The following is a 23,965-nucleotide window of genomic DNA, read 5'->3' as shown; positions in this document are numbered from 1 at the left end:
GTCGAATCGTGTGCGGGTTATGGTAGCCAACTATGTGCAGATTACTGGGTTACGCGACGGCAGGGTTCAACCTGAGTCTCAACGCAATCCTAGGCACGGAGGGTGTGGACGCCTATCGTGAGATGAGCGAGATCCACAACGACGGCTGGGGTTGCGCGATGCTCTACGAGCCGATCGAACGACCCGGCACACTCGACGGCGGCGCGCCTTCGCCCGAGACCGGCACCAAGTTGTACAAGACCACCGTGGCCGCGCGCCTCGACCCGGTCTTCCCCGAACTCGCCTCCGAACCGGCGCGAGGCGGCCTGTGGCATCTGCGCCTCGCCTCCTCGAACCTGCCGCTCATCCTCGAGAACCAGCAGCCGTTCTTCGCGAACGGACTGAGCTTCATCCACAACGGCGACATCTCCGATTCGCACGGCCGCAACATCGTGACGAACCGCCAGTACCCGGTGAACCACAGCGTGTTCCTGTCCACCGGCGGCCGCTCCGACTCCGCGATCTTCTTCGCCGTGATCCTCGAATACATCGGCTTCGGCTACGACCTCGACGAGGCCGTGGCGCAGGCCGTGCGCGAGCTGCGCCAGGCGTACCCGCGCTCCAGCTACAACTGCATGATCCAGTCGCAGGACCAGTTCATCGCGTTGAACGCGGCCGGCCGCGAACGCACGTCGTCGCGCATCGTCGAGATCTACGACCAGTACGGCCAGGGCGAGAAGGCGCAGGACTACCGTGTGATGCGCTACCGTGCGCTCACCGACGAGGAGGGTGCGCCCGCGGGCATCGTCGTCGCGTCGTCCGGTTTCGACCAGACCGAGGCCGACGGCTGGGAGGAGCTCGAAAACGACCAGATGATCGTCGCCTCCAACCGCACCGGCGAATGGTCGATCCGCTCCATCGACTGATCGTGCGGGGATTGTTTCATCTCATACGATGACGATCGGTTCGCGGCCGGGGAGGGTGGCGCTGACGTGCAGGATGCCGCCGAGTCCCTCGACGTAGCGCTTCAGCGTGGATACCTGTGTATGGTCGATGTCGCCGCGTTCCAGCTCGCAGACCCGCTTCTGGCTGACACCCATATGGCTGGCGAGCTGTTGTTGCGTCAATGCGCAGGCTTTGCGCGCCTCCTTGAGCTCATAGATGCGTACGCGCTCCTGCAATTGTTCCTTGTATGGCTGTAGGTTCCGCTCGGTGAGTCCGCGCTTGGCCATGTAGTCGTCGAATGATGTGCGTTTCATCATGCTTCCTCCTGGTCGATGGCATCGAGATGCACTGAATAGATATACCTTTTAACGTATATCGAGTATGCGTTTCTGTTGTGTTGGTTGTTTGGAGATTCCGTTGGGAAGTGGCTTGGGGGAGTGATTGGGCGCTCCGATTTAGAATCGGCTTTATTCCGCGGTTTTGCAACTGAGGGTGTTGTCATTTTCTGACTGTTTCCGACGTATGGTTTCCAATGGAATGCGGAAACCGCCTACGGAAAGGCGCGTTCCGAGGCCGCCATACAATGGCGGTATGGTTCCTACGCTTGAGCAGATCGAAGAGCTTCACCACAAGATCGCGCCTTCCGAAGAGGCGTACGACCTGATTCACACGCATTGCGTGATCGTCGCGCGCATCGCCCGCATGCTCGCGCATCGTCAGAACATGCTGTTCGCGCGCCGCTGCACCCTGCCGAAGGATGCGGCGGAGCTGGCCGCGCCGTCCGCGGCGGGTGCGGAGGCGGTGCTCGCCGGAATCGAGGCGAGGGAGGGCGCCGCCGCCGGGGCTGGTGTGTCCGGGGAGTCAACCGCGCGCGATCTTCTCGCCGTGCCGCCGTCCGACGGGGTGACCGGCGGGCATGTGCCGCCGCGGCTCATCGACGAGCATCTGGTCACGATCGGCGGACTGCTGCACGACATCGGCACGTACAAGGTGCTCAAGCATGACGGCACCGACGGCGAACCGCTGAAATTCGCCGGCAAGAAATACATCAAGCACGGCCTGCTCGGCTACGAGTACCTGCTGGAGAACGGCGTGGACGAGGAGATCGCGCAGTTCGCGCGCAACCACACCGGTGTGGGATTGACGCGCGACGACGTGATCCGCCAGGAGCTGCCGCTGCCGCCGGCCGACTACGTGCCGGTCAACCTCGAACAGGAGACCGTGATGGTGGCGGACAAGTACAACAGCAAGTCGCTACCCGCCAAGTTCGTCACCGCGGAAAGCTACACGAAGCGCGCGGCCCGCTTCGGCGAAGAGAACAAGCGCCGCTGGCTGGAACTCCTCGACCAGTACGGCGTCGTCGACGTGCGCCCCCTCGCCAAGGAATACGGCATGGTCATCGTGTGAGGGCTGTGCCTACACATGTGGCCCCCTCTGATGGGACATCGCCGTGGAGCAAACGCCGGAGGCGTTTGTAGGCGATGTGCGAGCCGGCAGGCGAGCCGATTTGAGGCCAGCCGAAGGCTGCCCGTAATCGCGGTCGGGCTGTCAGCCGAAGGCTGACTGGGGGAGAGTAGAGGAGCGGCCGCAGGGCGCGGGAGATACTGCATCGGCCGAAGGCCGATTCTATTTCCTGCGGCCTGCGGCCGGTGTCTCTCCCCCACCCGGCTTCGCCGGGAGCCCCCTCGTCAGAGGGGGCCGATTCGAATTGGTCTCAGTCGGCGAGGGGGAAGGTCTGGTCGGCGGCCTGTGCGACTTCGTCGGACGACGTCACGATGATGACGGCGCGCTTCGGGTCGCGGGCGTGCGCGATCGAGGCGAGCAGCTGCAGAATCACAGCCGCATCATCCGAATCCAAGCCCTTCGTCGGCTCGTCGAGGATCACGACGTCCGCCTCACAGCTGATCGCACGGGCGATCGCCACGCGGCGCTGTTCGACGAGCGGCAGCTCGCCCACCGGACGCCCGCTCGTCGCCTCGGAGAATCCGACGCGGTCGAGCAACTCGCGCGCAATCACCGGCTTCGGCTTCAGGTACGTGCGCCCGGACGCGTCCATCGCGTACCGCACGTTCGCTTCCGCGTCGAGGTCGCCGCGCACCGCGTAGCGCTGCGGCACGATGCCGAGCCGATGCCCGCGCAGTTCGTTGATCTCCAGTTCCGCGAGGTTCGAGCTCTTCGTCATCGCCGTGCCGGAGGTGGGCAGCTGGTAGCCGCCGAGCACCTCCATCAGCGTGACGCGCTGCTCCGGATCGTCCGCGTCGGGCAGCACGCGGATCGCGTACAGCGAGCCCGCGTAGCAGGCGATCGACACGTTGTCGAGCACGTGACGCCCGGTCTTGCGGTTCGTCGTGGTCGCATGGTTGAGCGAGAACGTCGGGTACGACTTGAGCAGCACGCGGTCGCCGACCTGCTTGTCGAGCGCGCGTTCGGAACGCTTCACCGACGCCTTGATCTCGTTCGGGTCGGCGGTCGCGTCGAGCGTCGCGTGCTTCGCGGCCAGCGCGAGCGTCTCGTTGACGCGTCGCGCGTTCGCCGCCGTGGCTGCCGCGCTCGTCTCCTTGGGATTCGCGTCGGCCGCCTTGTCCTCGGCGGTGTCTTCGGTATCGGCGGTTTCCGCGGGTGCCGTGGGTGCGTCGGTTTCGTTGACGGTTTCGTCGTCGTCCGTGGCGGTGTCCGTTTCGCCGGTATCCGTCGCGTCGTCGGCGTCCGCGTCGGGCTCGCCCGCGGTGGCCGTTTCACCGGAAACGGCCACCGGCGCGGCGTCGCCTTCCGCGGTGTCATCCGTCTCGTCGGTTTCGTCGATATCGTCGGCATCATCGGCATCGTCGGCATCGTCGATGGCGTCCGGATCGAACGCGATCTGCGCGTCGCCGTCCTCGTCGTAGACGATGCTGAATTCGACCGGCTGCGCGTTGATGTCGGCATCCGTGATGCCGTCGTCCGCATCCGCGTCAGCGGCTTCCGTGGCTTCCGAGGACGACTCCGTGGAGTCCACGTCCGTTTCGGCGGATTCGTCCGTCTCAGCGGAATCATCCTTCCCGGCGGTCTCCGCGGTCTCGTCGATGGCGGTCTCGTCGGCGGCCGTCTCGTCGGTCGCGGCGTCGTCCTTCTTCTCGACGATCGTCTCGTTCTTGTCGATATCCTTCTCGCTCATGCCTTGTCCTCCGAAATCTCCGATGCCTTGAACAGATTCGCGTTGGGGAACGTCGCCGGACGCAGCATCGCGACGATCGCGAGCACGACGACGATGCCGATCGACTCCCAGACCAACGGCCAGACGATGCCGGACGTGACGGGCGTGGCGTGGCCGCCGGCCAGCGCGGCGCCGATGGCGCCCGCGCCCAGGCCGCCGGCCACGAGGCCGACCGCCGCCGGAACCACGGTGAGCATGAACGTCTCGACCATGAACTGCCAGCCGAGGCGCGGCTTCGTCACGCCGGAGACGAGCGCCATGCCGATCTCGTCCGTGCGGCCGGACCAGGTGCGCGCGATGGTGAGCGCCGCGAGCACGATGCAGCCGCCGAGCGCGAACGCCCACAGGGCGACGCGCGCGCCGGACGCGGCAGAGGCGAGCGGCTCGATCGACTTCGTGTAGGCCTCGAGCGAGGGGGATTCGAGCGTGTAGCCCTTCGGCAGCTTCGCCTTCTTGACGAGCGTGACGAACTTGTTGTAGGTGGCGACGTCGCTGAAGTCGAAGATGATGTCGAGCTTCGGCATCGACCAGGTGTTCTTCGCCTTGGAGTCGTCGAGCTTGTCGAGGCCGAGCGTGTACGTGGTGGCGTACGCCGTGTAGATCACGTTCTCGCGGTTGTCCTTCGCGTACTTGCCGCCGGTGCCGGTGGCGCTGGCGGAATCGTCGTTGTACTGGTAGATGCCCTGCACGGTGAGCTCATAGGTCTTCGACTTGTCGGTCGGATCGGCGACCTTGAACTTGTCGCCTACCTTGAGGTTGTTCTTCTCGGCCACGGACTTGGAGATCAGCGCGCCGGTGAACGAGGTGTCGGTGAACTTGAGCGCTTTGCCGTCGACGATCGTGTACTGGCCGTAATCGTTGTCCTGCTTGGTCTTGCCGTCGTAGAAGGAGCGCAGCTGGAACTCGCCGCCCGTCTTGTCGGCGGAGGAGTCGGTGTCCGCGGTGCCGGCGATCGCCTTGAACTTCGCGGTCTGGCGCACCGGAATGGTCTCCATGAACGTGTACGTGAACGAGACGCCCTTCTCCTGGGCGGCGACCGCGTACGGGGTGTAGTCGTCGAACGTGAGGTAGTGGGCGGTGGTCGCCTTCGCGTCGTCGGACTTCATCGCCGCCTGCGTGGCGGCGGTCGGGCGCAGGACCGCGTTCGGGGTCTGCGCGTCGTAGGCGCTGCCGTGCGCCGTGTCGTTCTCCTGCACGATGGCGAGCGAGGCGATCGTGCCGAACGATGCGAGCAGCGTGACCACCACGGTCAACGCCGAGATCGCCCAGCGGCGCGTCACGGCACGCCAGGCGTTGGTGAGAACGAACATAAGCTGCTTCTCCAGTCCTCTATATCCCTATGCGCGCGGGGCGGGATGCCAGCGGAGGCCGGCCGGTGTGGCCGAGATACCGGGCATGGTCGAGGCCCGCGCGCGTTTCGCTATAACAGTAAGACAGTATGTCGGCAAATGTGGGGGTTCTCTTGCCTGATGCTGTGAGGTGGCTGGGAACGGTCCGGGTTTCGGGGCCGGCAGAACCCCCTCAGTCGCGCAAAGCGCGACAGCTCCCCTGAAAGGGGGAGCAAAGAATATATCGCGAGCGGGTCTGCTCCCCCGTCGCTGTTCCTCCTGAGGGGGGCGCAAAAGGGCCATTTCCTTGCGCCCCCTTCAGGGGGAGCTGTCGGCGAAGCCGACTGAGGGGGTTGGCGAGCCGGGAAACCACGGCCGAAACCACCACCGAAAACCCTGCCCGAACGAATCGGCGAGTGGGACAATAAAGAGAGGTGTAGAGGTATAACGAGGTACTGAGAGACATAGGGAAAGGGAAGGAGTCCATCATGATGGAGCCATATGTGAGGCCGGGCATCGACGATCGCCCCGACTATGAGAAGGCGCTGAGCGCCGAGGACAAGGCCTCGGTCTCCCGTCTCGCCGCCGACCCGCACCGCATCGCCCCGGAGGCGTCCGCCGAACAGCCGACCGCGCAGGCCGCCCGCCTCGCCGCCGACGGCACCGCGTCGGTCGTCGCGGCCGCCAAGGTCGATGCCGCCGTGCCCGACTACGCGTCGTCGTTCCTCGACATGCGCGACCCGATGGTCGCCGCCGACGGCGAACGCCCCGACGTCGTGCAGCTCTCCCGCCTCAAGTGGGGGTTCGCGACGGGCGCGCTGCTCATCACCGCGCCGTGGGCCGCGCTGAACCTCGTCGCCGTCCCGAACCAGATCGCGCACGCGGTCGGCCTGTATGCAGTCGTCCCCGCCGTCGCTTCGGGCAACGGCAGCGGCAACAGCGTGACCGCGCCCCTCGCCGATGCCGCGGCCGCCCTGCCGCCCGCCGACCTCGTCTGGCCGCTGGCCGCGCTGCTCGCCGTCGGCGCCCTGTTCGGCCTCGTGTTCATGCCGCTGGTCGCCGCGCTCTCCGACCGCACGCGCGTGACCTTGGGCCGCCGCACGCCGTGGCTCGTGGGCGGCGGCATCCTGTCCGCGCTAATCGCGCTCGCGCTCGGAGCCGCCACCGCAGTCTCCCTGCTCGTCGTCCTGTGGGTCGCGCTGCAGTTCTCCTACGCGATGCTCGTCGCGCCGCTCGCCGCCGCGCTCGCCGAACGTGTGCCGGACAAGTTCCGCGACGGCATCGAACGCTGGTATGCGATCGGTGTGATCGCCGGCCAGGCGACGGGCGGCGTGGTCGGCGGCCTGGCCGTCGGCTTCGGCGCGTTCAACCCGTTCCTGTGCGCGGCCGTCCTGTTCACCGTGTCCGGCGTGGGCGCCGTGGTCGTCTGGCCGCAGGAACCTTCCAGCGTCGAACAGCCGCACAAGCGGTTCGACTGGCGCGAGGTGTTCGCCGCGGCGTCGCTGCGCCTGCCGCACGGCGCGGAGGCGAAGACGTTCCGCCGCCTGTTCTGGTCGCGCGTGTTCGTCAGCGCCGCCGTCGCGATGACCGGCGCCTACCTGTGGTACGTCGTGCGGTTCTCGGTGTACGGCGACCAGCCCGTGTTCACGTCCGCCCCCGTCACGCTGCCGTCCGGCGTGCTCATCGCGCTGCTCGCGCTCGCCTCGTTCGCCGGCATGCTGCTCGCCACGCAGTCCGCCGGCGCGATCACCGACAAGTTCGTCGAAGGATTCGGGCCGTGGTGGCGTGATTCGCGCGCGGCCGTCGTCTGCACGTGCGTGCTGTACGCGATCGCGCTGGCGGTGGGTTTGGCGATTGCCGTGATCGGCGGCGAAAAGAGCCTGATGGTCTTCTCGTTCCTCGCCGGATTCGCCGTCGGACTCTATGACGCGCTCGTCCAGCCGCTCGTCATCGAGGCGCTGCCCGATGCGCGCGACGCGGGCCGTACGCTCGGCGTCTACGGCAACGCCCGCCCGGTCGGCGTGGTGATCGGCGCTCTTGCCGGCGCGCTCGCCATCGTCGTGGCGCCCGCGTCGCTCGGCTACGTGGCGGTGTTCCCCGCCGCGATCGTATGCGTCGCGCTCGCCGCGTTCTTCCTGCGCAAGTAGGACTTCCTTATCCCCGCGCCCCCTTGAGGGGGAGCTAGTGCGATTCGGACAGGCGGTGGGACCGCGGCTTCTTTGCGCCCCCTTGAGGGGGAGCTGGCGCGCGAAGCGCGACTGAGGGGGTTGTCGGCGGGAACCGACTGGATGTGGTTTGCGGGTACGATAGTCGCCATAATGGCGATACGACGAAAGGGGAGTGGTGCATGGTCGGTATGCGCGACGTGGCCCGTCGGGCCGGAACCTCGGTGAGCACGGTGTCGCTCGTCGTCAATGGCACCGGATACGTGTCCGACGAGATGCGCAAACGCGTGCAGGACGCGATGGACGCGCTCGGCTACATCCCCAACGAGCTCGCGCGCAACTTCTACCGCGACCGCACCAACATGGTCGGCGTGATCGTGCCGACCGTCCGTCACCCGTTCTTCGCCACGTTCGTCGCCGCCCTCCAGCGCGGATTCTCGGCGCGCGGCATGCGCGTCGTCCTGTGCTCGGTGGCGGACACCGGCAAGGACGAATCCGAGTACATCGACATGCTGCGCCGGCACATGATGGACGGCATCGTCATGGCCGCGCACACGCGTCATCCCGCCGACTATTGGACGTCGATCGGCCGTCCGGTCGTCGCGTTCGACCGCTATCTCGGCGAAGGCGTGCCGTCGGTGCGGTCCGACCACGAGCAGGGCGGCCGCATCGTCGCGCGCGAGCTGATCGCGTCCGGCGCGCGTCACGTCGCGCTGGTCGGCGGTCCGCGCGCCCAGTTCCACGATCTGACTGACGATGATCCGTCGGACGGCCCGCATCCGGAATCCACGTTCCCCACTGTGCGCTACTACCTCACGCTGGAACGCGAGCTGGACGCGGCCGGCATCGCGCACGAGTACGTCGAGTCGGGCGGCGTCGACGATTTCGCCGGATACGTCGCCGCCGTGCGCGGCCTGTTCGACCGTCGCGGACGCGCGGTCGACAGCGGCGATGCCGGTAACGTCGACGGCGGTGACGGCGGCGTCGCGCCCGTCGCGACGGACGCCGCCGTGCCGCCCGTCGACGCGATCGTCGGTAACGACGTCGTCGCCGCGCTCGCCGTGCAGGAGGCGGCGAGGCGCGGCATCCGCGTGCCCGACGACCTCCAGATCGTCGCGTACGACGGTACGTATCTCGTCGACGCGGCCGGCGTGCGGCTCACGACCGTCGCGCAGGATTTCGGTACGATTGCCGACGCGATCGTCGACCGGATGATCGCGCTGATCGGTGGTGGTGGTGAGGATGGCGCGGCTGTCGGTGCCGGTGGTGCCGGTGACGCTGCGATTGTCGATGATGGCGATGATGACGGAGCGGGGGAGCGCGGCGTCACGCTCGTGCCGCTCGTCCTGCGCAAGGCCGACTCGACGCGGTGACGGCGGCGCGGTGGCCGCGGTGGTGGCTGCGACCTGTCCCGCAGGTTACGGGAATGTGATGGGAAAATGCGACGAATTCGCATGGTTCACATAGTGAACATCAGTGGCCGGCGGCGGAACGGCGCTCCTATGGTGTGGAACCAGTTCGAGCGATAACCGCTCGGAGGACAAACTTCTAGACCGAAAGGAGGCCGCCGCGATGACTGGATACACTGCCGATACCACCGTTGATGAGTCCGTTCTGACCCTCGTCAACGTCGCTCTGCTGTCCGCACGAATTATTATTCCGTCTTCGCTGGCGGCATGATCGGCTTACAAGCTTGAGCCCCGTCAGCGAAGGCAGGGCGAGAGCGATTGATCACGTTTCAAGCCCTGCATGAGATGCGGGGCTTTTTCATTGCCCGCCCGCCACGATCCACAAGATCAGGGCGTGCGATGGAATTCCGCGAAATAGAGAGAGAAACCCCATCCAATTCAGGAGACAATCCCATGAGTGCAGTCGAGGAAACGGCTGAAAACGCAGCTGAAGGCAAGCTGCAGGCGATGGCCCACGATTCCGTGAAGACCGTCATCGCCGCCTCCATGGTCGGCACGGCCATCGAGTTCTACGACTTCTACGCCTACGGCACCGCCGCGGCGAACTACTTCCCGCACATCTTCTTCTCCGCGAAGGACAACCCGACCGTCGCGCTGCTGATGAGCCTGCTGACCTTCGCGATCGCGTTCATCGCCCGCCCGCTCGGCTCCCTTGTGTTCGGCCACTTCGGCGACCGCATGGGCCGCAAGACCACGCTGGTCGTCTCCCTGATGACGATGGGTATCGGCACGTTCCTCATCGGCTGCCTGCCGACCTACAACCAGGCGGGCGTCTTCGCCGTCGCCATCCTGTGCCTGCTGCGCTTCATCCAGGGCATCGGCCTCGGCGGCGAATGGTCCGGCGCGGCCCTGGTCGCGACCGAGAACGCGCCTGAGGACAAGCGCGCCCTCTACGGCTCCTTCCCGGAGCTCGGCGCCCCGATCGGCTTCTTCCTCTCCAACGGCACCTACTTCCTGCTTGAGACCTTCAACGACTCCGACGCGATGCTCGCCTGGGGCTGGCGCGTGCCGTTCCTGCTCTCCGCGGTGCTCGTGATCATCGGCCTCGTCGTCCGAGTCCACATGGAGGAGACCCCGATCTTCCGTATGGCCCAGGAGCAGAAGAAGGTCGTCAAGTCCCCGCTCACCGAGGTGTTCCGCAAGTCCTGGAAGCAGGTCCTGCAGGCCACGTTCCTCGTCGCCGTCACCTACACGCTGTTCTACACGCTCGCCACCTGGTCCCTCGCGTGGGGCACCAAGGAACAGGGCGAGGGCGGCGGTGGCCTCGGCTTCACCAACCAGGAATACCTGCTCATGCTCATGATCGCCATCTGCGTGTTCGCCGCCTTCATCGTGATCTCCTGCGTGAACGCCGACAAGTGGGGCCGCAAGCGCGTCATCATCACGTCCTCCGTGCTGCTCGTCGTGTTCGCCGCGCTGTTCCCGTTCCTCCTGAACGGTGAGATCGTCGGCCAGCGCAACTTCTTCGCCAACATGGTCTTCCTGTGCGTCGGCTTCGCCCTCATGGGCACCGCGTTCGGCCCGATCGGTGCCTTCCTGCCCGAGCTGTTCGACGCCAACGTGCGCTACTCCGGCTCCGGCATCGGCTACAACCTCGCCGCCATCGTCGGCGCGGCCTTCGTGCCGACCATCGCCACCTGGCTGAGCTCTCACTGGGGCGTCCACTCCGTCGGCATCTACCTCGGTGTGATGGCCCTGTGCTGCCTCGTCGCCGTGCTCTCCTGCCATGAGACCAAGGACGTCGATTTCACGAAGTGACGTCTTCCCTTGGCTCCCTCTGACGAGGGAGCTGGCCGCCGCAGGCGGACTGAGGGAGAGATATTGCGGGCCGTCACGTTCCAGCTATCTCTCCCCCACCCGCTTCGCGGGAGCCCCCTCGTCAGAGGGGGCCGGAGAAAGCCCTCGCCACTTCCCGCCAGCGGGAGGGGCGCAGGGAATGAGAATCCCCCAAACTTTCCAGCTGTAATCGCGTTTGATTTCGGCTTGATTCCATAACTGAAAATTCAATTCAATATTTGGACGCGGGCGACCGCGCCGCCCACTGCGGGACTAGAAATAGTCCCCAGTGAACCGATGACTTTCCCCGACACAAGGACACAATCCTTCTCGCCGAAGGCCGTCAGCAATCTCACCGATTGTCGGACGTGCAGTTTCGTTCGGCACACTGAACAACATAAAGGAGTGCCTATCATGGCAGCAACTATCTGGTACGAGAAGGACGCCGACCTCTCCGTGTTCGAAGGCAAGAAGGTCGCCATCCTCGGCTACGGTTCCCAGGGCCACGCCCACGCGCTGAACCTGCGTGACTCCGGCGTCGACGTCGTCGTCGGCCTGCGTCCGACCTCCAAGTCCGTCGAGTTCGCCAAGGAGCAGGGCCTCGAGGTCAAGCCGGTCGCCGAGGCCGTCGCCGAGGCCGACGTGGTCATGGTGCTGCTGCCTGATCAGTACCAGGCCGCCGTCTACAAGAAGGACATCGAGCCGAACCTGAAGCCGGGTGCCGCTCTGGCCTTCGCCCATGGCTTCAACATCCACTACGGCTACATCAAGCCGTCCGAGGATCACCCGGTCTTCATGGTCGCCCCGAAGGGCCCGGGCCACATCGTGCGTCGTGAGTACGCCGCTGGCCGTGGCGTCCCGGTCGTCGTGGCCGTCGAGCAGGATCCGGATGGCAAGACCTGGCCGCTGTGCCTCGCCTACGCCAAGGCCCTCGGCGCCCTGCGCGCCGGCGCCATCAAGACGACCTTCACCGAGGAGACCGAGACCGATCTGTTCGGCGAGCAGGACGTCCTCATGGGCGGCATCAACCACCTGTGCGACATGGGCTTCGACGTGCTGACCGAGGCCGGCTACCAGCCGGAGATCGCCTACTTCGAGGTCTTCCACGAGCTCAAGATGCTCGTCGACCTCGCCAACGAGGGTGGTCTGAACAAGGCCCGTTGGTCCTGCTCCGACACCGCCCAGTACGGCGACTACACCTCCACGGTCATCACCGAGGAGACCAAGAAGCGCATGCAGTACCAGCTCAAGCGCATCCAGGACGGCTCCTTCGCCAAGGAGTTCATGGATGACCAGGCCGCCGGCGCCCCGAAGTTCAAGAAGCTGCAGGAGGAGTTCTCCCACCCGCACCTCGAGACCGTCGGCCCGAAGCTGCGCGCCATGTTCTCCTGGAACAACGGCCCGGCCAAGGATCAGGACGAGGCCGAGTCCTTCAACGGCAAGATCGCTCGTACCCAGGTTCAGTGAGCTTGTCCGCCCCGGCTCCCGTCCGATGAGGACGCGGCCGGGCGACCATATCGGTCGGTGAAAGGCCGCCATCCGTTTACCACGGGTGGCGGCCTTTTTGGTTGTTTCTGTTGTTTCTGTTGTTTTGGTTGTTTGGGTCTTTTGGGTTTCGTTTCTTTGCCGGCGGTTGTCGGCCTCGATTGCCGGTCGGCGGCTGTCGTCTGCCCCGTATCGGTCGCCCCGTCCTCGGCGCGATAAATCCCGGGAATTCGGCCTATGCTCCGGGAATCTTTGTGCTGACTCGGTCTCAGCGCAAGGATTCCCGGGTGATGGGGCTGTTTTCCGGGATTTCTTGTGCTGGTGACGGTTCAGTGCAACAATTCCCGGATGACAGGGGTGATTCCCGGGAAAAATTGCGCTGGGAATTTGCGTTGGGGAATGGGGCGCAAGGATTCCCGGGTGATGGGGATGATTCCCGGGGAAAGTTGTGCTGGAGGTGTTTCAGCGCAACGATTTCCGGACGACAGGGGTGTTTTTCGGGAAAAGTTGCGCCGTGTCTGTGGTTGCGCCATGGTCGGTGGGGCGACGCGATGAGATGAGGTCCCGGCTGTCCACGATGCGGGGGAATGGGTCGGATGATGGCCCGAATCATGGACGTGGGCCACTATCCGACCGCAATATCGCTAGGATTGAGCGCAGTTCACGGGACACAATCCCGCACGATCGAGGTCATCCGGTCAACGCACAACGCACGCGTCACCACGCACGCGCGACCGGCGGACCACCTACCCGCGCAACATGCGCCAACGCATAACGCGCAACCACATAACGACACCGTGTGCCGTTCGCACGAATGGTCGAACCGGTTGGACGCGACCGACGGCGGCCCCGCAGGGGCGATGCCGGCGGGCGTCGTCGGACCGGCGCATCGACCGCCGCCGTGCGACGGTACGCAAGTAAAGGAGTGCCACCATGGCTGCACAGATCTGGTATGAGAATGACGGTGATCTCTCCGTGCTCGAGGGCAAGAAGGTCGCGATCATCGGCTACGGCTCGCAGGGCCACGCCCACGCGCTGAACCTGCGTGATTCCGGCGTCGACGTCGTCGTCGGCCTGCGTCCCACCTCGAAGTCCGTGGACTTCGCGAAGGAGCAGGGCCTCGAGGTCAAGTCCGTGCCGGAGGCCGCCGCCGAGGCCGACGTCATCATGATCCTCGCGCCGGACCAGTACCAGCGCAACATCTGGAAGGACGACATCGAGCCGAACATCAAGCCGGGTGCGGCCGTCGCCTTCGCCCACGGCTTCAACATCCACTACGGCTACATCAAGCCGTCCGAGGATCACCCGGTGTTCATGGTCGCCCCGAAGGGCCCGGGCCATATCGTGCGTCGTGAGTACGCGGCCGGCCGTGGCGTCCCGGTGGTCGTCGCCGTCGAGCAGGACCCGCGCGGTGACGGCTGGGCGCTGACCCTGGCCTACGCGAAGGCCCTCGGCGCCCTGCGCGCCGGCGCCATCAAGACCACGTTCAAGGAGGAGACCGAGACCGATCTGTTCGGCGAGCAGAACGTCCTCATGGGCGGCGTGAACAAGCTTGTCGAGATGGGCTTCGAGGTCCTCACCGACGCCGGCTACCAGCCGGAGATCGCCTACTTCGAGGTCTGCCACGAGCTCAAGATGCTCGTCGACCTGATGAACGAGGGCGGCCTCAACAAGGCCCGTTGGTCCTGCTCCGACACCGCCCAGTACGGCGACTACACCAACACCGTCATCAACGAGGACTGCCGCAAGCGCATGGAGTACCACCTGGGCCGCATCCAGGACGGCTCCTTCGCCAAGGAGTTCATCGACGACCAGGATGCCGGCGCCCCGCACTTCAAGGAGCTGCAGGAGAAGTACTCCAACGAGCGCATCGAGACCGTCGGCCCGAAGCTGCGCGCCATGTTCTCCTGGAACAAGGACGGCGTGAAGGACGCCGACGAGGCCAACTCCTTCACCGGCAAGATCGCCCGCGCCCAGGTTCAGTGAGCCTGTCGCGGTGAGCGCATCGTATTCCGCTCCCGCCAGCGGGAGCAAGTAAATAGGCCGCCGTTCCCCCCGATACGTGGGGAGCGGCGGCCTTTCGCGTTATCGCGTTGCCGCGCTACTTGGTCCGCCGCAGGTATTCGCGGAGGAAGGGAACGGCGAAATCGACTTCGCCGCGTTCGGTCTCGCGGATGACGTAGGCGTCGAGCAGTCGCTTGCGGTAGGTGGCGGCGTAGTTGTCGGTCCGTCCCATGCGCCGTGCCACGTCGGCGGTGGCGGAGGGGCCGTCGGCCTCCGCCATCGCCTCCAGATACGCTTTGTCGTTGCGTGACAGTCCGTGCAGTTCGGGGATGCACACGGCGTTGTCGAGATCGTCGCGTGCCTCGGCGATGCCGTCGGCGACGTCCTGATCGGTGATGACGTCGGATTCGCGCAGGTCGGCGGCGTCCCACACGTAGTATCCGACCAACTGGATCATGTACGGGTATCCGGCCGTCGCTTCGGCGGCGGTGCGCAGCTGATCGTCGTCGATGGTCATGCCGGACGACCGGAACGTGGTCGCGAAGGCGTCGCGCACGTCGTCGATGGGCACGTCGGTGAGCACGTTGGTCTTCGCCCGTCGCAGGAAGGTGATGACCTCGTCGTTGAACAGGTCGGAGACCATCTGCGGAAGCCCTGCGAACACGATGGCGATGTTGCGACGTTCGCGGATTTGATGCTGGATGGCGGTCGCGATGGCGATGAGATCGTTGCGGTCGGCGGCCTGCGTCTCGTCGATGGTGATGAGGAGGCCGCGATGATGCTTCTCCAGCACGTCGAGTCTGCGGGACATGGCCTTGCGCAGGGTCTCCGGCATGCGTTTCGGTGATAGTTCCGCCTCGCCGAGGCTGACGCTCGCCCCAGCGAAACTCACCGACGGCTTCACGGAGATGCGGTCCAGCATGCCATCGTGATTGTGCAGTTCGTTGGCAAGCCGTTCGCACAGTCCCATGGACGCGGTCTCTTCGATGACGTCCCATTTGCGGGCGCGCGCCTTGTCGCCGAAGACGGTGAGCATCACCGTCTTGCCGGTTCCGCGCGCGCCGGTCACCAGCATGATGCGTCCGGGGGCGCCGACGCCGTTGTCCAGTCCCTTTTCGAAGTCGCGGATGACTTTGGCGCGGCCGATGAGCAGGGGCGGTTCGCCTCCGGCCGTGGGCTTGAATGGATTCTCCGTAGCATGCATGATGCGTCTCCCGTCATCGGAATGATCGTCACTGCCACGGTATCAAAGAAATCAAAAGAATCAAAAATATCAAAAGAATCAAAAGCTGGGGTCGGGGAGGGGGAGTCGCGCGCTTGCGGCGCACGGCGTCGGTTCTGCTCCATGCTTGGCGTGGAAACGACGCTGACGGCCGTTTTAGCGGTGGTTCCGTGCCAAGGGTGGTGCGGGGGCGACGCATTTGGCACGGATGCGATGCTGATGTGGTTCTCAGAGGTGGTTCCGTGCCAAGGGTGGCGTGGGGGCGACGCATTTGGCACGGAGCCGATGGAATCGGGGGAGTCAAAAGCGGCAAAGTGGGGGTGGGTGGGGGTCTCTCCCTCAGTCAGCCTTCGGCTGACGGCTCGACCGCGATTATGGACAGCCTTCGGCTGGCCTCATATCGGCTCGCCTGTCGGCTCGCACATCGCCTACAAACGCCTCTGGCGTTTGCTTGACGGCGATGTCCCGTCAGAGGGAGGCAATACCCCCTCAGTCCCGCTTTGCGGGACAGCTCCCCCTGAAGGGGAGCAATTGGCAAATTCACCTGAGGCGCAGATGGGTGGGGCGTATAGCACGTCTCGGCTGGGAAAACAAGTCTTGTGTTCTGGGAATTTGCGGCGTAAGTTGACGAATGGACTGTGAGTGTTCGACGGCGGCACCGGGAACGGGAAGATAAGGTGCCGTGTCCGGGGGTGGCGTCGGCGCTCGTCGTAACCGATTACGGGATTACGGGCAATCAGCATGGTCGGCCATCACCGATGGTCGTCGTGCGAAGTCGTCGTGCGAAGTCGTCGTGCGAGGCCGTCGGTCGAATGACCGTAGTGCGTACCGTGCGTGCCCCGTGCCCCGCGATCGGCAATCATCGACAGACCGATCAGATATGGATATGAGAGGGAACACCCGTATGGTTTCAGGGCATCATCATGCCGGACCATGGCGGTCGATCACGGCGCTTGCCGTGACGGCCGCCATGCTGCTCCCGGCCAATGTGGCGATGGCCGCGCCGGCTGCGTCGCAGCCTGCCGCGGCATCGCAGGATTCCGCCGTGGCCGCCGCGTCCAACGGTACCGGCAACAGCGCCAGCAGCAACAGCACCACCGCCAAGACCGCCGACAAGACGGACGGAAAGGACGCCGACGCGCTGCTGCGCGCGGTCGGCGAGTCCGCGGACAAGTCCGGCAAGAACGACAAGTCCGGCGACAAGGGCCTGCTGTCCGGCTCCGGCGACACCACGACCGGCATCGCGACGATCATCGTGCAGCTTGACGACACCACCGCCGGCGTGCCGTGGTACCGTTCGCTGTTCGGCGTGAGCAAGCAGACGCGCCACCGCGAGATCAAGAACGACATCCGCGATCTGGCCGCGAACCAGCCGTCGCTGATGTCCACCGACGGCGCCAAGTCCAACGGCAAGGCGAAGTCCGTCCAGGTCTCCGACGTGCAGGACTACTACCACGCGATCGACGGCTTCGCGGTCAAGGCCCCGGCCGCGCTGCTCGACGGCATCCGCGAGCTGCCGGGCGTCAAGCGCGCGTTCATCGAAAGCAAATACAGCATCCCGGACGAGAAGTCCGCGGCCGACGATTCCACGCCCGACCTGAAGAACCAGTCGTCGCTCGACATGACCGGCGCCGACAAGGCCGCGCAGAAGGGCGACGGCCAGACCATCGCAATCATCGATTCCGGCCTCGACACCGACCATGAGGCGTTCCAGGGCGACCTCGACGACGCCAAGGTGAAGATGAGCAAGTCGGACGCCGAATCGAAGATCAAGGAGCTCGGCCACGGCACGTACGTGTCCGAGAAGATCCCGTTCGCGCGCGACTACGCCGACAACGACGACAACGTGAACCCGAGCGACCTGTCCGGCATGGAGCACGGCACGCACGTCGCCGGCATCGCGGCCGCCAACTCCGGCGACCAGATCCGCGGCACCGCGCCCGACGCGCAGATCATGCCGATGAAGGTCGCCGACGATTTCAGCGGCGCCATCTACGATTCCTCCCTGCTCGCCGCCATCGACGACGCGAAGGCGCTCGACGCGGACACCGTGAACATGTCGCTCGGTTCCGACGCCGGCTTCTCCGAGGAGTCCACCGCCACCTACGGCGACGCCATCAAGGCGCTGCGCGACGGCGGCGCCACCGTGAACGTGGCCGCCGGCAACGCGACCACCGCCGCGCTCGGCAACGCCTCCGGCGCGAACCTGCCGTATGCCTCCGATCCGGACAGCTCCGTGATCTCCTCCCCGTCCTCCTTCCCCGACTCGCTGTCCGTGGCGAGCGTGAACAACGCGCAGCGCCAGTCCGCGTTCCTCGGCCCCGACGGCACGGCCATCGGCTACCTGCAGCTCGGCTTCGCCGACGAGAACGGCCAGGCCACCGGCGACAGCACGCCCGGCCTGTCTGACAAGGACAAGGGCCTCAAGGACGGCGAATACGAGTACGTGGACGGCGGCATCGGCTCCACCGAGGACCAGACCCGTCTCGCCAATGCGTACAACTGGGACCTGTCCGGCAAGATTGTTGTCGTCAAGCGCGGCGGCACCGAGCCGAGCGACGGCCACGCCCTCACCTTCGGCGACAAGCTCATGAACGTCGGCACCGCGCTCAACGCGGCCGCCGTCATCTTCTACAACAACGCGGACGGCGCGATCACCGGCGCGGCCATCAAGACCGGCATCGTCGTCAACATCCCCGTCGTCTCCATCTCCGGCAAGGACGGCGAGAAGCTCATCGCCGCCGCCGACAAGAAGCTCACCGTCAAGGCCGACGCCACCGCCGCGCCCGCCGGCTACTCGATGAGCGACTTCACCAGCTGGGGCGTCACCCCGGACCTGAAGCTCAAGCCCGAGATCACCGCCCCCGGCGGCAACATCTGGTCGTCCATACCGAACGACAAGTACGAGTACATGTCCGGCACGTCGATGGCCACGCCGCAGCTGGCCGGCATCTCCGCGCAGATGCACGAGTACGTGGACGGCGATGCCAAGTTCTCCGGCATGTCCGACTCCGAGAAGGCGAAGGCCGTCACCCGCCTGCTGATGAGCACCGCCAAGCCGGTCGCGTCCGGCGACTCCTACGCCTCGCCGCGCCAGCAGGGCGCCGGCCTCGCCGACGTGCCCGCCGCCACCTCGACCGACGTCTACCTGACCGTCGACGGTGCCGACGACGACTCCCGTCCGAAGGCCGACCTCGGCGACAGCACGGACGGCACGTGGTCGTTCACGCTCACCCTGCACAACCTCGGCGGCAAGGCCCGCTCCTACACGCCCGACGCGCAGGCCCTGTCCGAGGCGGTCGCCGACGGCCTGTTCCAGAACACCGACACGAACTGGACCGGCAAGGGCATCGACGTCGCCTACTCCGGCAACGGCTACGACGCGAAGACCGGCAAGGTGACCGTCCCGGCGAACGGCAGCGCGAAGCTGACCGTCACCGTCGCCACCGCGCAGGCGTTCAAGGACTTCGCCGCCGCGAACACCCCGAACGGCACGTTCGTCGAAGGCTTCGCCCTGCTCAAGGCCGCCGACAAGAACGGCGTCGACCTGTCCGCCCCGTTCGTCGGCTTCTACGGCAAGTGGAACCAGGCCTCCGTGTTCGATTCCGCGCTGTGGGAGAAGGGTGACAAGGCCTACCACGTGTACGGCACCGCGCTCGCCAACCCGAACAACGGCCTGCCGCTCGGTGTGAACCCGCTCGACGGCGACGCCACCGCCGGCCCGGTCTACGACATCGACCCGAACCGCATGGTCGTCTCCCGCACGAACTACAGCGCCTCGCCGATCGCCGCCTGGCCCGTCACCGGCCTGCTGCGCAACGCGAACAAGCTCAAGTACGAGTACACGGACGCGAACGGCAAGGTCGTCAAGAGCTACTCCTACGACTACGTGTCGAAGTCCACGCTCAACCAGACGACCGGCAGCGTGCTGTACGCCGAAGCGCGTCTCGGCAACGGCTCCGGCGCGTTCGACGGCAAGTCGGACGACGGCGCGAACCTGCCCGACGGCACGTACACGCTGCGCCAGACTGCCACGACCGCCGGCCCCGGCTCCACCGAGCAGCAGAGCGCCGCCTACCAGGTGACCCTCGACACGAAGGGCCCGCGCATCACCAACATGCAGCTCACCGGCGAAGGCGACGCGAAGACGTTCTCCTTCGATGTGACCGACGAGTCCTGGCTCTCCGCGATCGACTTCCACGATCCGACCACGCTCGCCTACTTCAAGCGCATCCTCGCGCCCGCCGACTACACGACGAACGCCGACGGCACCCGCACGTGGCACTTCGACGTGAAGGTCGCCGACGTGGCCGCCGCGTGGACCGCGTCCGGCCTGTCCGGCTCCCTGCCGAACACCGTCCCGCTGTACGCGTGGGACTACGGCCTCAACGCGAGCGATCGCACGGCCGCCGTCATGACCCCGGTGGCCGCCACCGGCATCACCGTCACGCCGGACAAGCTCACAATCGCGCCCGGCCAGACGGCGAAGCTCAAGGCCGCGGTCCAGCCCGCCGACTCCACCGAGCAGGAGCTGACGTGGACGAGCGCCGACCCGGCGAAGGTCAAGGTCGACGCCGACGGCACGCTCACCGGCGTCGCCCCGAGCGACGGCAAGCCGGTCGCGGTGACCGTCGCCTCGAAGATCGATCCGGACGTCAAGGCCGTCGCGCAGGTCACCGTCGCCGACGTGACCGACGAGACCGGCATCGCGATGGCGCAGGATTCCGCCACGATCGAGCCGGGCAAGACGCTCGACGTCGCCGCGATCGTCGCGCCGTCGCTCGACGGGAAGAAGATCGCGTGGTCGAGCTCCGACGAGAAGGTCGCCACCGTCGCCGCGAAGGACGGACAGTCCGGCAAGGCGATCGTCACGGCGGGCGAGCAGGTCGGCACGGCGACGATCACCGCCACCGTGGCCGGCAAGTCCGCCACGATGACCGTGCGCGTCCAGCCCGCCGACTTCGCCCAGTTCGTGTTCGACAAGGACGGCACGACGCTGCTCGGCTACACCGGCAACGCGCGTGACGTCGTGATCCCGAACAACACGAAGGCGATCGACTACAACGCCTTCGCCAACACGCAGGCCGTCACGATCACCGTGCCGTCCAGCGTGGAGACGATCGGCAAACAGGCGTTCGCCGGCTCCGGAAAGCTGACCACGGTCACGTTCCAGAACGACGCGAAGCACCCGAGCCACTTGAAGTCCATCGGCGATGAGGCGTTCACGCAGACCCTCGCGCTCGACACGGTGAACCTGCCGGTCGACGTGAAGGACTTCGAGCTCGGCGTCAACGTGTTCTACAGCTCGACGCTCCGCCATGCGACGCTGCCCGCCTCCCTCACCGAGATTCCGGACGGCACGTTCAACGGCGACGCCCAGCTCGCCGACGTGACGATCTCCGCCGATACCACCGTGATCGGCGACAACGCGTTCAATGCGAACCAGTCGCTCGGCGCGCTCAAGCTCGTCGACCGGAAGGGCGACGTGACCACCGGCTGGCCGCAGAAGCTGAAGACGATCGGCGGCTCGGCGTTCGCCGGCGCCGCGTTCTCCGGCGTCATCGAACTGCCCGCCAGCGTGCGTTCGATTGGTGACAGCGCGTTTGCCCTCGTCGGCGCCGACGTGCGCCTGAACGACGGACTGGAGTTCATCGGCGCGACCGCGCTCTCCGGCACCACCGGCACCGAACTCGTCATGCCCGACTCGCTCGACGAGGTCGGCCACGGCGCGTTCTCCAACATGCCGAACCTCGCCAAGGCGACGGTCGGCGCGAACGTGCCCGACAAGCAGCTGGAGGCCGCGTTCGTCGGCGACGCCAAGCTCGCCGAGTTCACCGTCGGCAAGGACGTGAAGCACTACAGCGAGTTCGGCGGCGTGCTGTTCAACAAGGACCGCACGCGCATCATCGCCTACCCGAACGCCAACGCGCAGGGCCCGAAGGACGGCGTCTACGCGATTCCGGCCAAGGGCGAGAACGGCTTCGATGCGACCGTGACCGACGTGGCCCAGTACGCGTTCTACGACAACTCCACGCTCAAGGGCGTGAAGTTCACCGAAGGCCTCAAGACCATCGGCGACTCCGCGTTCCTGAGCACCGACTTCACCGAAGTCGTCCTGCCGAAGACCCTGGAGACCGTCGCGCACGGCGCGTTCATGAACATGGCGAACCTCAAGTCCGTCGACTTCGGCGGCACCATCACCGTGGGCGGCAGCGCCTTCTACAGCGATCCGGTGCTCACCGACCTCAACATGCGACCCGAGTACAACAGGCTCAAGTCGTTCGGTTCGCTGGCGTTCGGCCAGTCGCCGGCCATCACCGCGCTCGACTTCCCGGATTCGGTGACCGACCTGGGCGATCTGGCGTTCTCCAACATCACCTCGCTCAAGAAGGTCCACCTCGGCGCGGGCATCACGTCCGGCGTGGCCGGCGTCTTCACCGGCGCCAACGGCCTGAGCGAGATCACCGTGTCCGAGAAGAACCCGGTGTACTCCGCCAGCGGCAATGTCCTCTACCAGAAGCAGGATGACGGCCTCCACCTGGTGCTCTCCGCGCCGGGCAACCCCGTCACCGACTACACGGTCAAGGACGGCACGGTCGCCATCGAGGCGCAGGCGTTCCGCAACAACCACCAGTTGAAGCACATCACCCTGCCCGCGAGCCTCAAGACCACGACGACCGGCTCGTTCAACTCGACCGACGGGCTCACCGAAGTCGTCTTCCCGGACGGCTTCGAGAGCACGAAGTCCTCGTTCCTGTTCGCCTCCGGCCTCGAATACGTCGAGTTCGGCACGAAGACCAAGAACATCGACCAGGAGTTCTGGGGCCACCGTCCGACGCATCTCGTGGTGCGCGGCGGCCAGGACGGCACGTACACCGGCGGCATCATCGCCGGCGGCATGCAGACCGCGTACTTCGGCGAAGGCATGACCACGCTGAACATCTCCGATACGCCGAGCATCGTCGTCGTGCCCGCCAGCCTGAAGAAGCTGAGCCTCGCCGGTGACGGCACGGTGTACGCGCCCGCCGGCTCGGAAGGCGAGAAGGTCGCCATCGCGGCCGTCGGCGCCGACCGCGTCAAGGCGTACACGCCGCTCACCCTCACCGCCGACATCGACGGCGAGGTCAAGGCCGGCGCCAAGGTGACGGTCAAGGCCGAAGCCGAGGGCGGCGTCGACGGCGCGAAGCAGTACCGCTTCGTCGCCGTGGCCGCCGACGGCGCCGAGACCGTCCTGCAGGACTGGTCCGACGCCGCGCAGGTCGAGTGGACCGTGCCGGAGCAGGCCGGCGGCGTGAAGGTGCGCGTCGAAGTGCGCGACGCCACGTGGTACAGCGTCGCCGCGACCGCGACCGACGCCACGCTCGACGCCGCCCGCGCGGCGCTCGACGAGTCCATCGCCGCCGCCAAGGCCGTCAAACAGGGCGACAAGGTCGATTCCGCGTGGAAGACGCTGCAGGATGCAATCGCCGCCGCCGAGAAGGCGCGCGACAACGCGACCGCGACCGCCGGCGACCTCCAGCAGGCCTCCGCCACGCTCGACGCCGCCGTGACCGCGTTCGGCAAGGCCGACGCCAAGGCGACCGACGCCCAGCGCGCCGCGCTCGCCGAGGCGATCGCCGACGCCAAGGCCGTGACGCAGGGCAAGAAGACCGACGAGGCATGGAAGACGCTCCAGGATGCGATCGCTGCCGCCGAGAAGGTCGCGTCCGACACGAGCGGCGACCTCTCCGGCCGCAAGGTCGCCTCCGCGACCGCCGCGCTGAACGCCGCCGTCAAGGCGTTCCAGCAGTCCGCCGACAAGCCCGATTCGGGCGATAACGGCGGCAACGGTTCCGGTGACAACGGTTCCGGCGATAACGGAAACGGTGGTAATGGTTCCGGTAATGGTTCCGGCGATAACGGTGGTTCCGGTAACGCCGGTGGTTCCGGAAACGCTGGTAACGGCAACGGTTCCGGCGCCGGCTCGGCTGCCGGCAACGGCCAGTCCGGCCAGTCCGGCCAGAACGCCGCCGACCGCGGCGGACTGTCCGCCACCGGTTCGACGATCCTCCCGCTCGCCGTCTTCGTGACGGTCTGCATGGCGATCGCCGCAGCCGCCGCCATCGCCCGCCTCCGCCGCAAGGAGTAAACGGCATGCGATGACGGAATGCGCCTCTAGACGCAAGGCGTTTTGTGGCCCCCTCTGTCGAGGGGGCTGTCCGCGAAGCGGACTGGGGGAGAGTAGAGGAGCGGCCGCAGGCCGCGGGAGATACGGCATCGGCCGAAGGCCGATTCGATTTCCCCGCGGCCTGCGGCCGCTCCTCTTCTCTCCCTCCGTCATCGCTTCGCGATGACACCTCCCTCGTCAGAGGGAGGTTGTTTTTGTTTCAAGCGGTTTCGCGGGTGTCGGGCGGGGGTGT

Annotated in this window: 12 protein-coding genes; 8 read left to right on the top strand and 4 right to left on the bottom strand. The window is 66.2% G+C overall.

Annotated features, from left to right (window positions below):
* Positions 1-32: 32 nt before the first annotated feature.
* Positions 33-905: a class II glutamine amidotransferase gene (locus AC1AYN_RS05390; protein WP_476532466.1), complete on the top strand. Its 873-nt coding sequence runs from the start codon at positions 33-35 to the stop codon at positions 903-905.
* Positions 906-926: 21 nt separating this feature from the next.
* Here AC1AYN_RS05390 and AC1AYN_RS05385 read toward each other — a convergent pair whose 3' ends face one another.
* Positions 927-1,241 (bottom strand): helix-turn-helix domain-containing protein, encoded by a 315-nt coding sequence (locus AC1AYN_RS05385; protein WP_476532465.1) that lies wholly within the window; start codon positions 1,239-1,241, stop codon positions 927-929.
* 274 nt (positions 1,242-1,515) lie between these two features.
* Here AC1AYN_RS05385 and AC1AYN_RS05380 point away from each other — a divergent pair, with 274 nt between their 5' ends.
* Entirely contained in the window at positions 1,516-2,331 is an 816-nt protein-coding gene (locus AC1AYN_RS05380; RefSeq protein WP_476532464.1) for an HD domain-containing protein, read from the top strand.
* Positions 2,332-2,638: 307 nt separating this feature from the next.
* Here AC1AYN_RS05380 and AC1AYN_RS05375 read toward each other — a convergent pair whose 3' ends face one another.
* Positions 2,639-4,078, bottom strand: a complete 1,440-nt coding sequence (locus AC1AYN_RS05375; RefSeq protein ID WP_476532463.1) for an ATP-binding cassette domain-containing protein — start codon at positions 4,076-4,078, stop codon at positions 2,639-2,641.
* Entirely contained in the window at positions 4,075-5,427 is a 1,353-nt protein-coding gene (locus AC1AYN_RS05370) for an FtsX-like permease family protein (RefSeq protein WP_476532462.1), read from the bottom strand. Before AC1AYN_RS05370 ends, AC1AYN_RS05375 begins: the two co-directional genes overlap by 4 nt.
* Before the next feature lie 506 nt (positions 5,428-5,933).
* Between AC1AYN_RS05370 and AC1AYN_RS05365 the strand changes: the two genes are divergently transcribed.
* The 5 genes from AC1AYN_RS05365 (at position 5,934) to ilvC (AC1AYN_RS05345) (ending at position 14,326) form a co-directional block, all read left to right on the top strand.
* On the top strand, positions 5,934-7,592 hold the full coding sequence (locus AC1AYN_RS05365; protein ID WP_476532461.1) for an MFS transporter: 1,659 nt from the start codon (positions 5,934-5,936) through the stop codon (positions 7,590-7,592).
* A gap of 200 nt (positions 7,593-7,792) precedes the next feature.
* Positions 7,793-8,983: a LacI family DNA-binding transcriptional regulator gene (locus AC1AYN_RS05360; RefSeq protein ID WP_476532460.1), complete on the top strand. Its 1,191-nt coding sequence runs from the start codon at positions 7,793-7,795 to the stop codon at positions 8,981-8,983.
* Between the two features lie 489 nt (positions 8,984-9,472).
* A complete protein-coding gene (locus tag AC1AYN_RS05355; RefSeq protein ID WP_476503136.1) occupies positions 9,473-10,837 on the top strand; it encodes an MFS transporter in 1,365 nt (454 codons plus the stop codon).
* A 432-nt stretch (positions 10,838-11,269) separates the two neighbouring features.
* On the top strand, positions 11,270-12,322 hold the full coding sequence (ilvC, locus tag AC1AYN_RS05350) for a ketol-acid reductoisomerase (protein WP_476532459.1): 1,053 nt from the start codon (positions 11,270-11,272) through the stop codon (positions 12,320-12,322).
* A gap of 951 nt (positions 12,323-13,273) precedes the next feature.
* Positions 13,274-14,326 (top strand): ketol-acid reductoisomerase, encoded by a 1,053-nt coding sequence (ilvC, locus tag AC1AYN_RS05345; protein WP_034529598.1) that lies wholly within the window; start codon positions 13,274-13,276, stop codon positions 14,324-14,326.
* A gap of 115 nt (positions 14,327-14,441) precedes the next feature.
* Here ilvC (AC1AYN_RS05345) and AC1AYN_RS05340 read toward each other — a convergent pair whose 3' ends face one another.
* The gene (locus AC1AYN_RS05340) at positions 14,442-15,548 is read right to left on the bottom strand and encodes an ATP-binding protein (RefSeq protein ID WP_476532458.1); all 1,107 of its coding nucleotides are present in this window, start codon (positions 15,546-15,548) and stop codon (positions 14,442-14,444) included.
* Between the two features lie 922 nt (positions 15,549-16,470).
* Here AC1AYN_RS05340 and AC1AYN_RS05335 point away from each other — a divergent pair.
* Positions 16,471-23,694, top strand: coding sequence for a leucine-rich repeat protein (locus AC1AYN_RS05335; protein ID WP_476532457.1), 7,224 nt, complete (start codon positions 16,471-16,473; stop codon positions 23,692-23,694).
* Positions 23,695-23,965: the final 271 nt, after the last annotated feature.

The organism is Bifidobacterium sp. LH_413, assembly GCF_056357015.1.
Note: the sequence above shows the minus strand (reverse complement) of the source record. Positions and strands in the feature narration are given on the sequence as shown.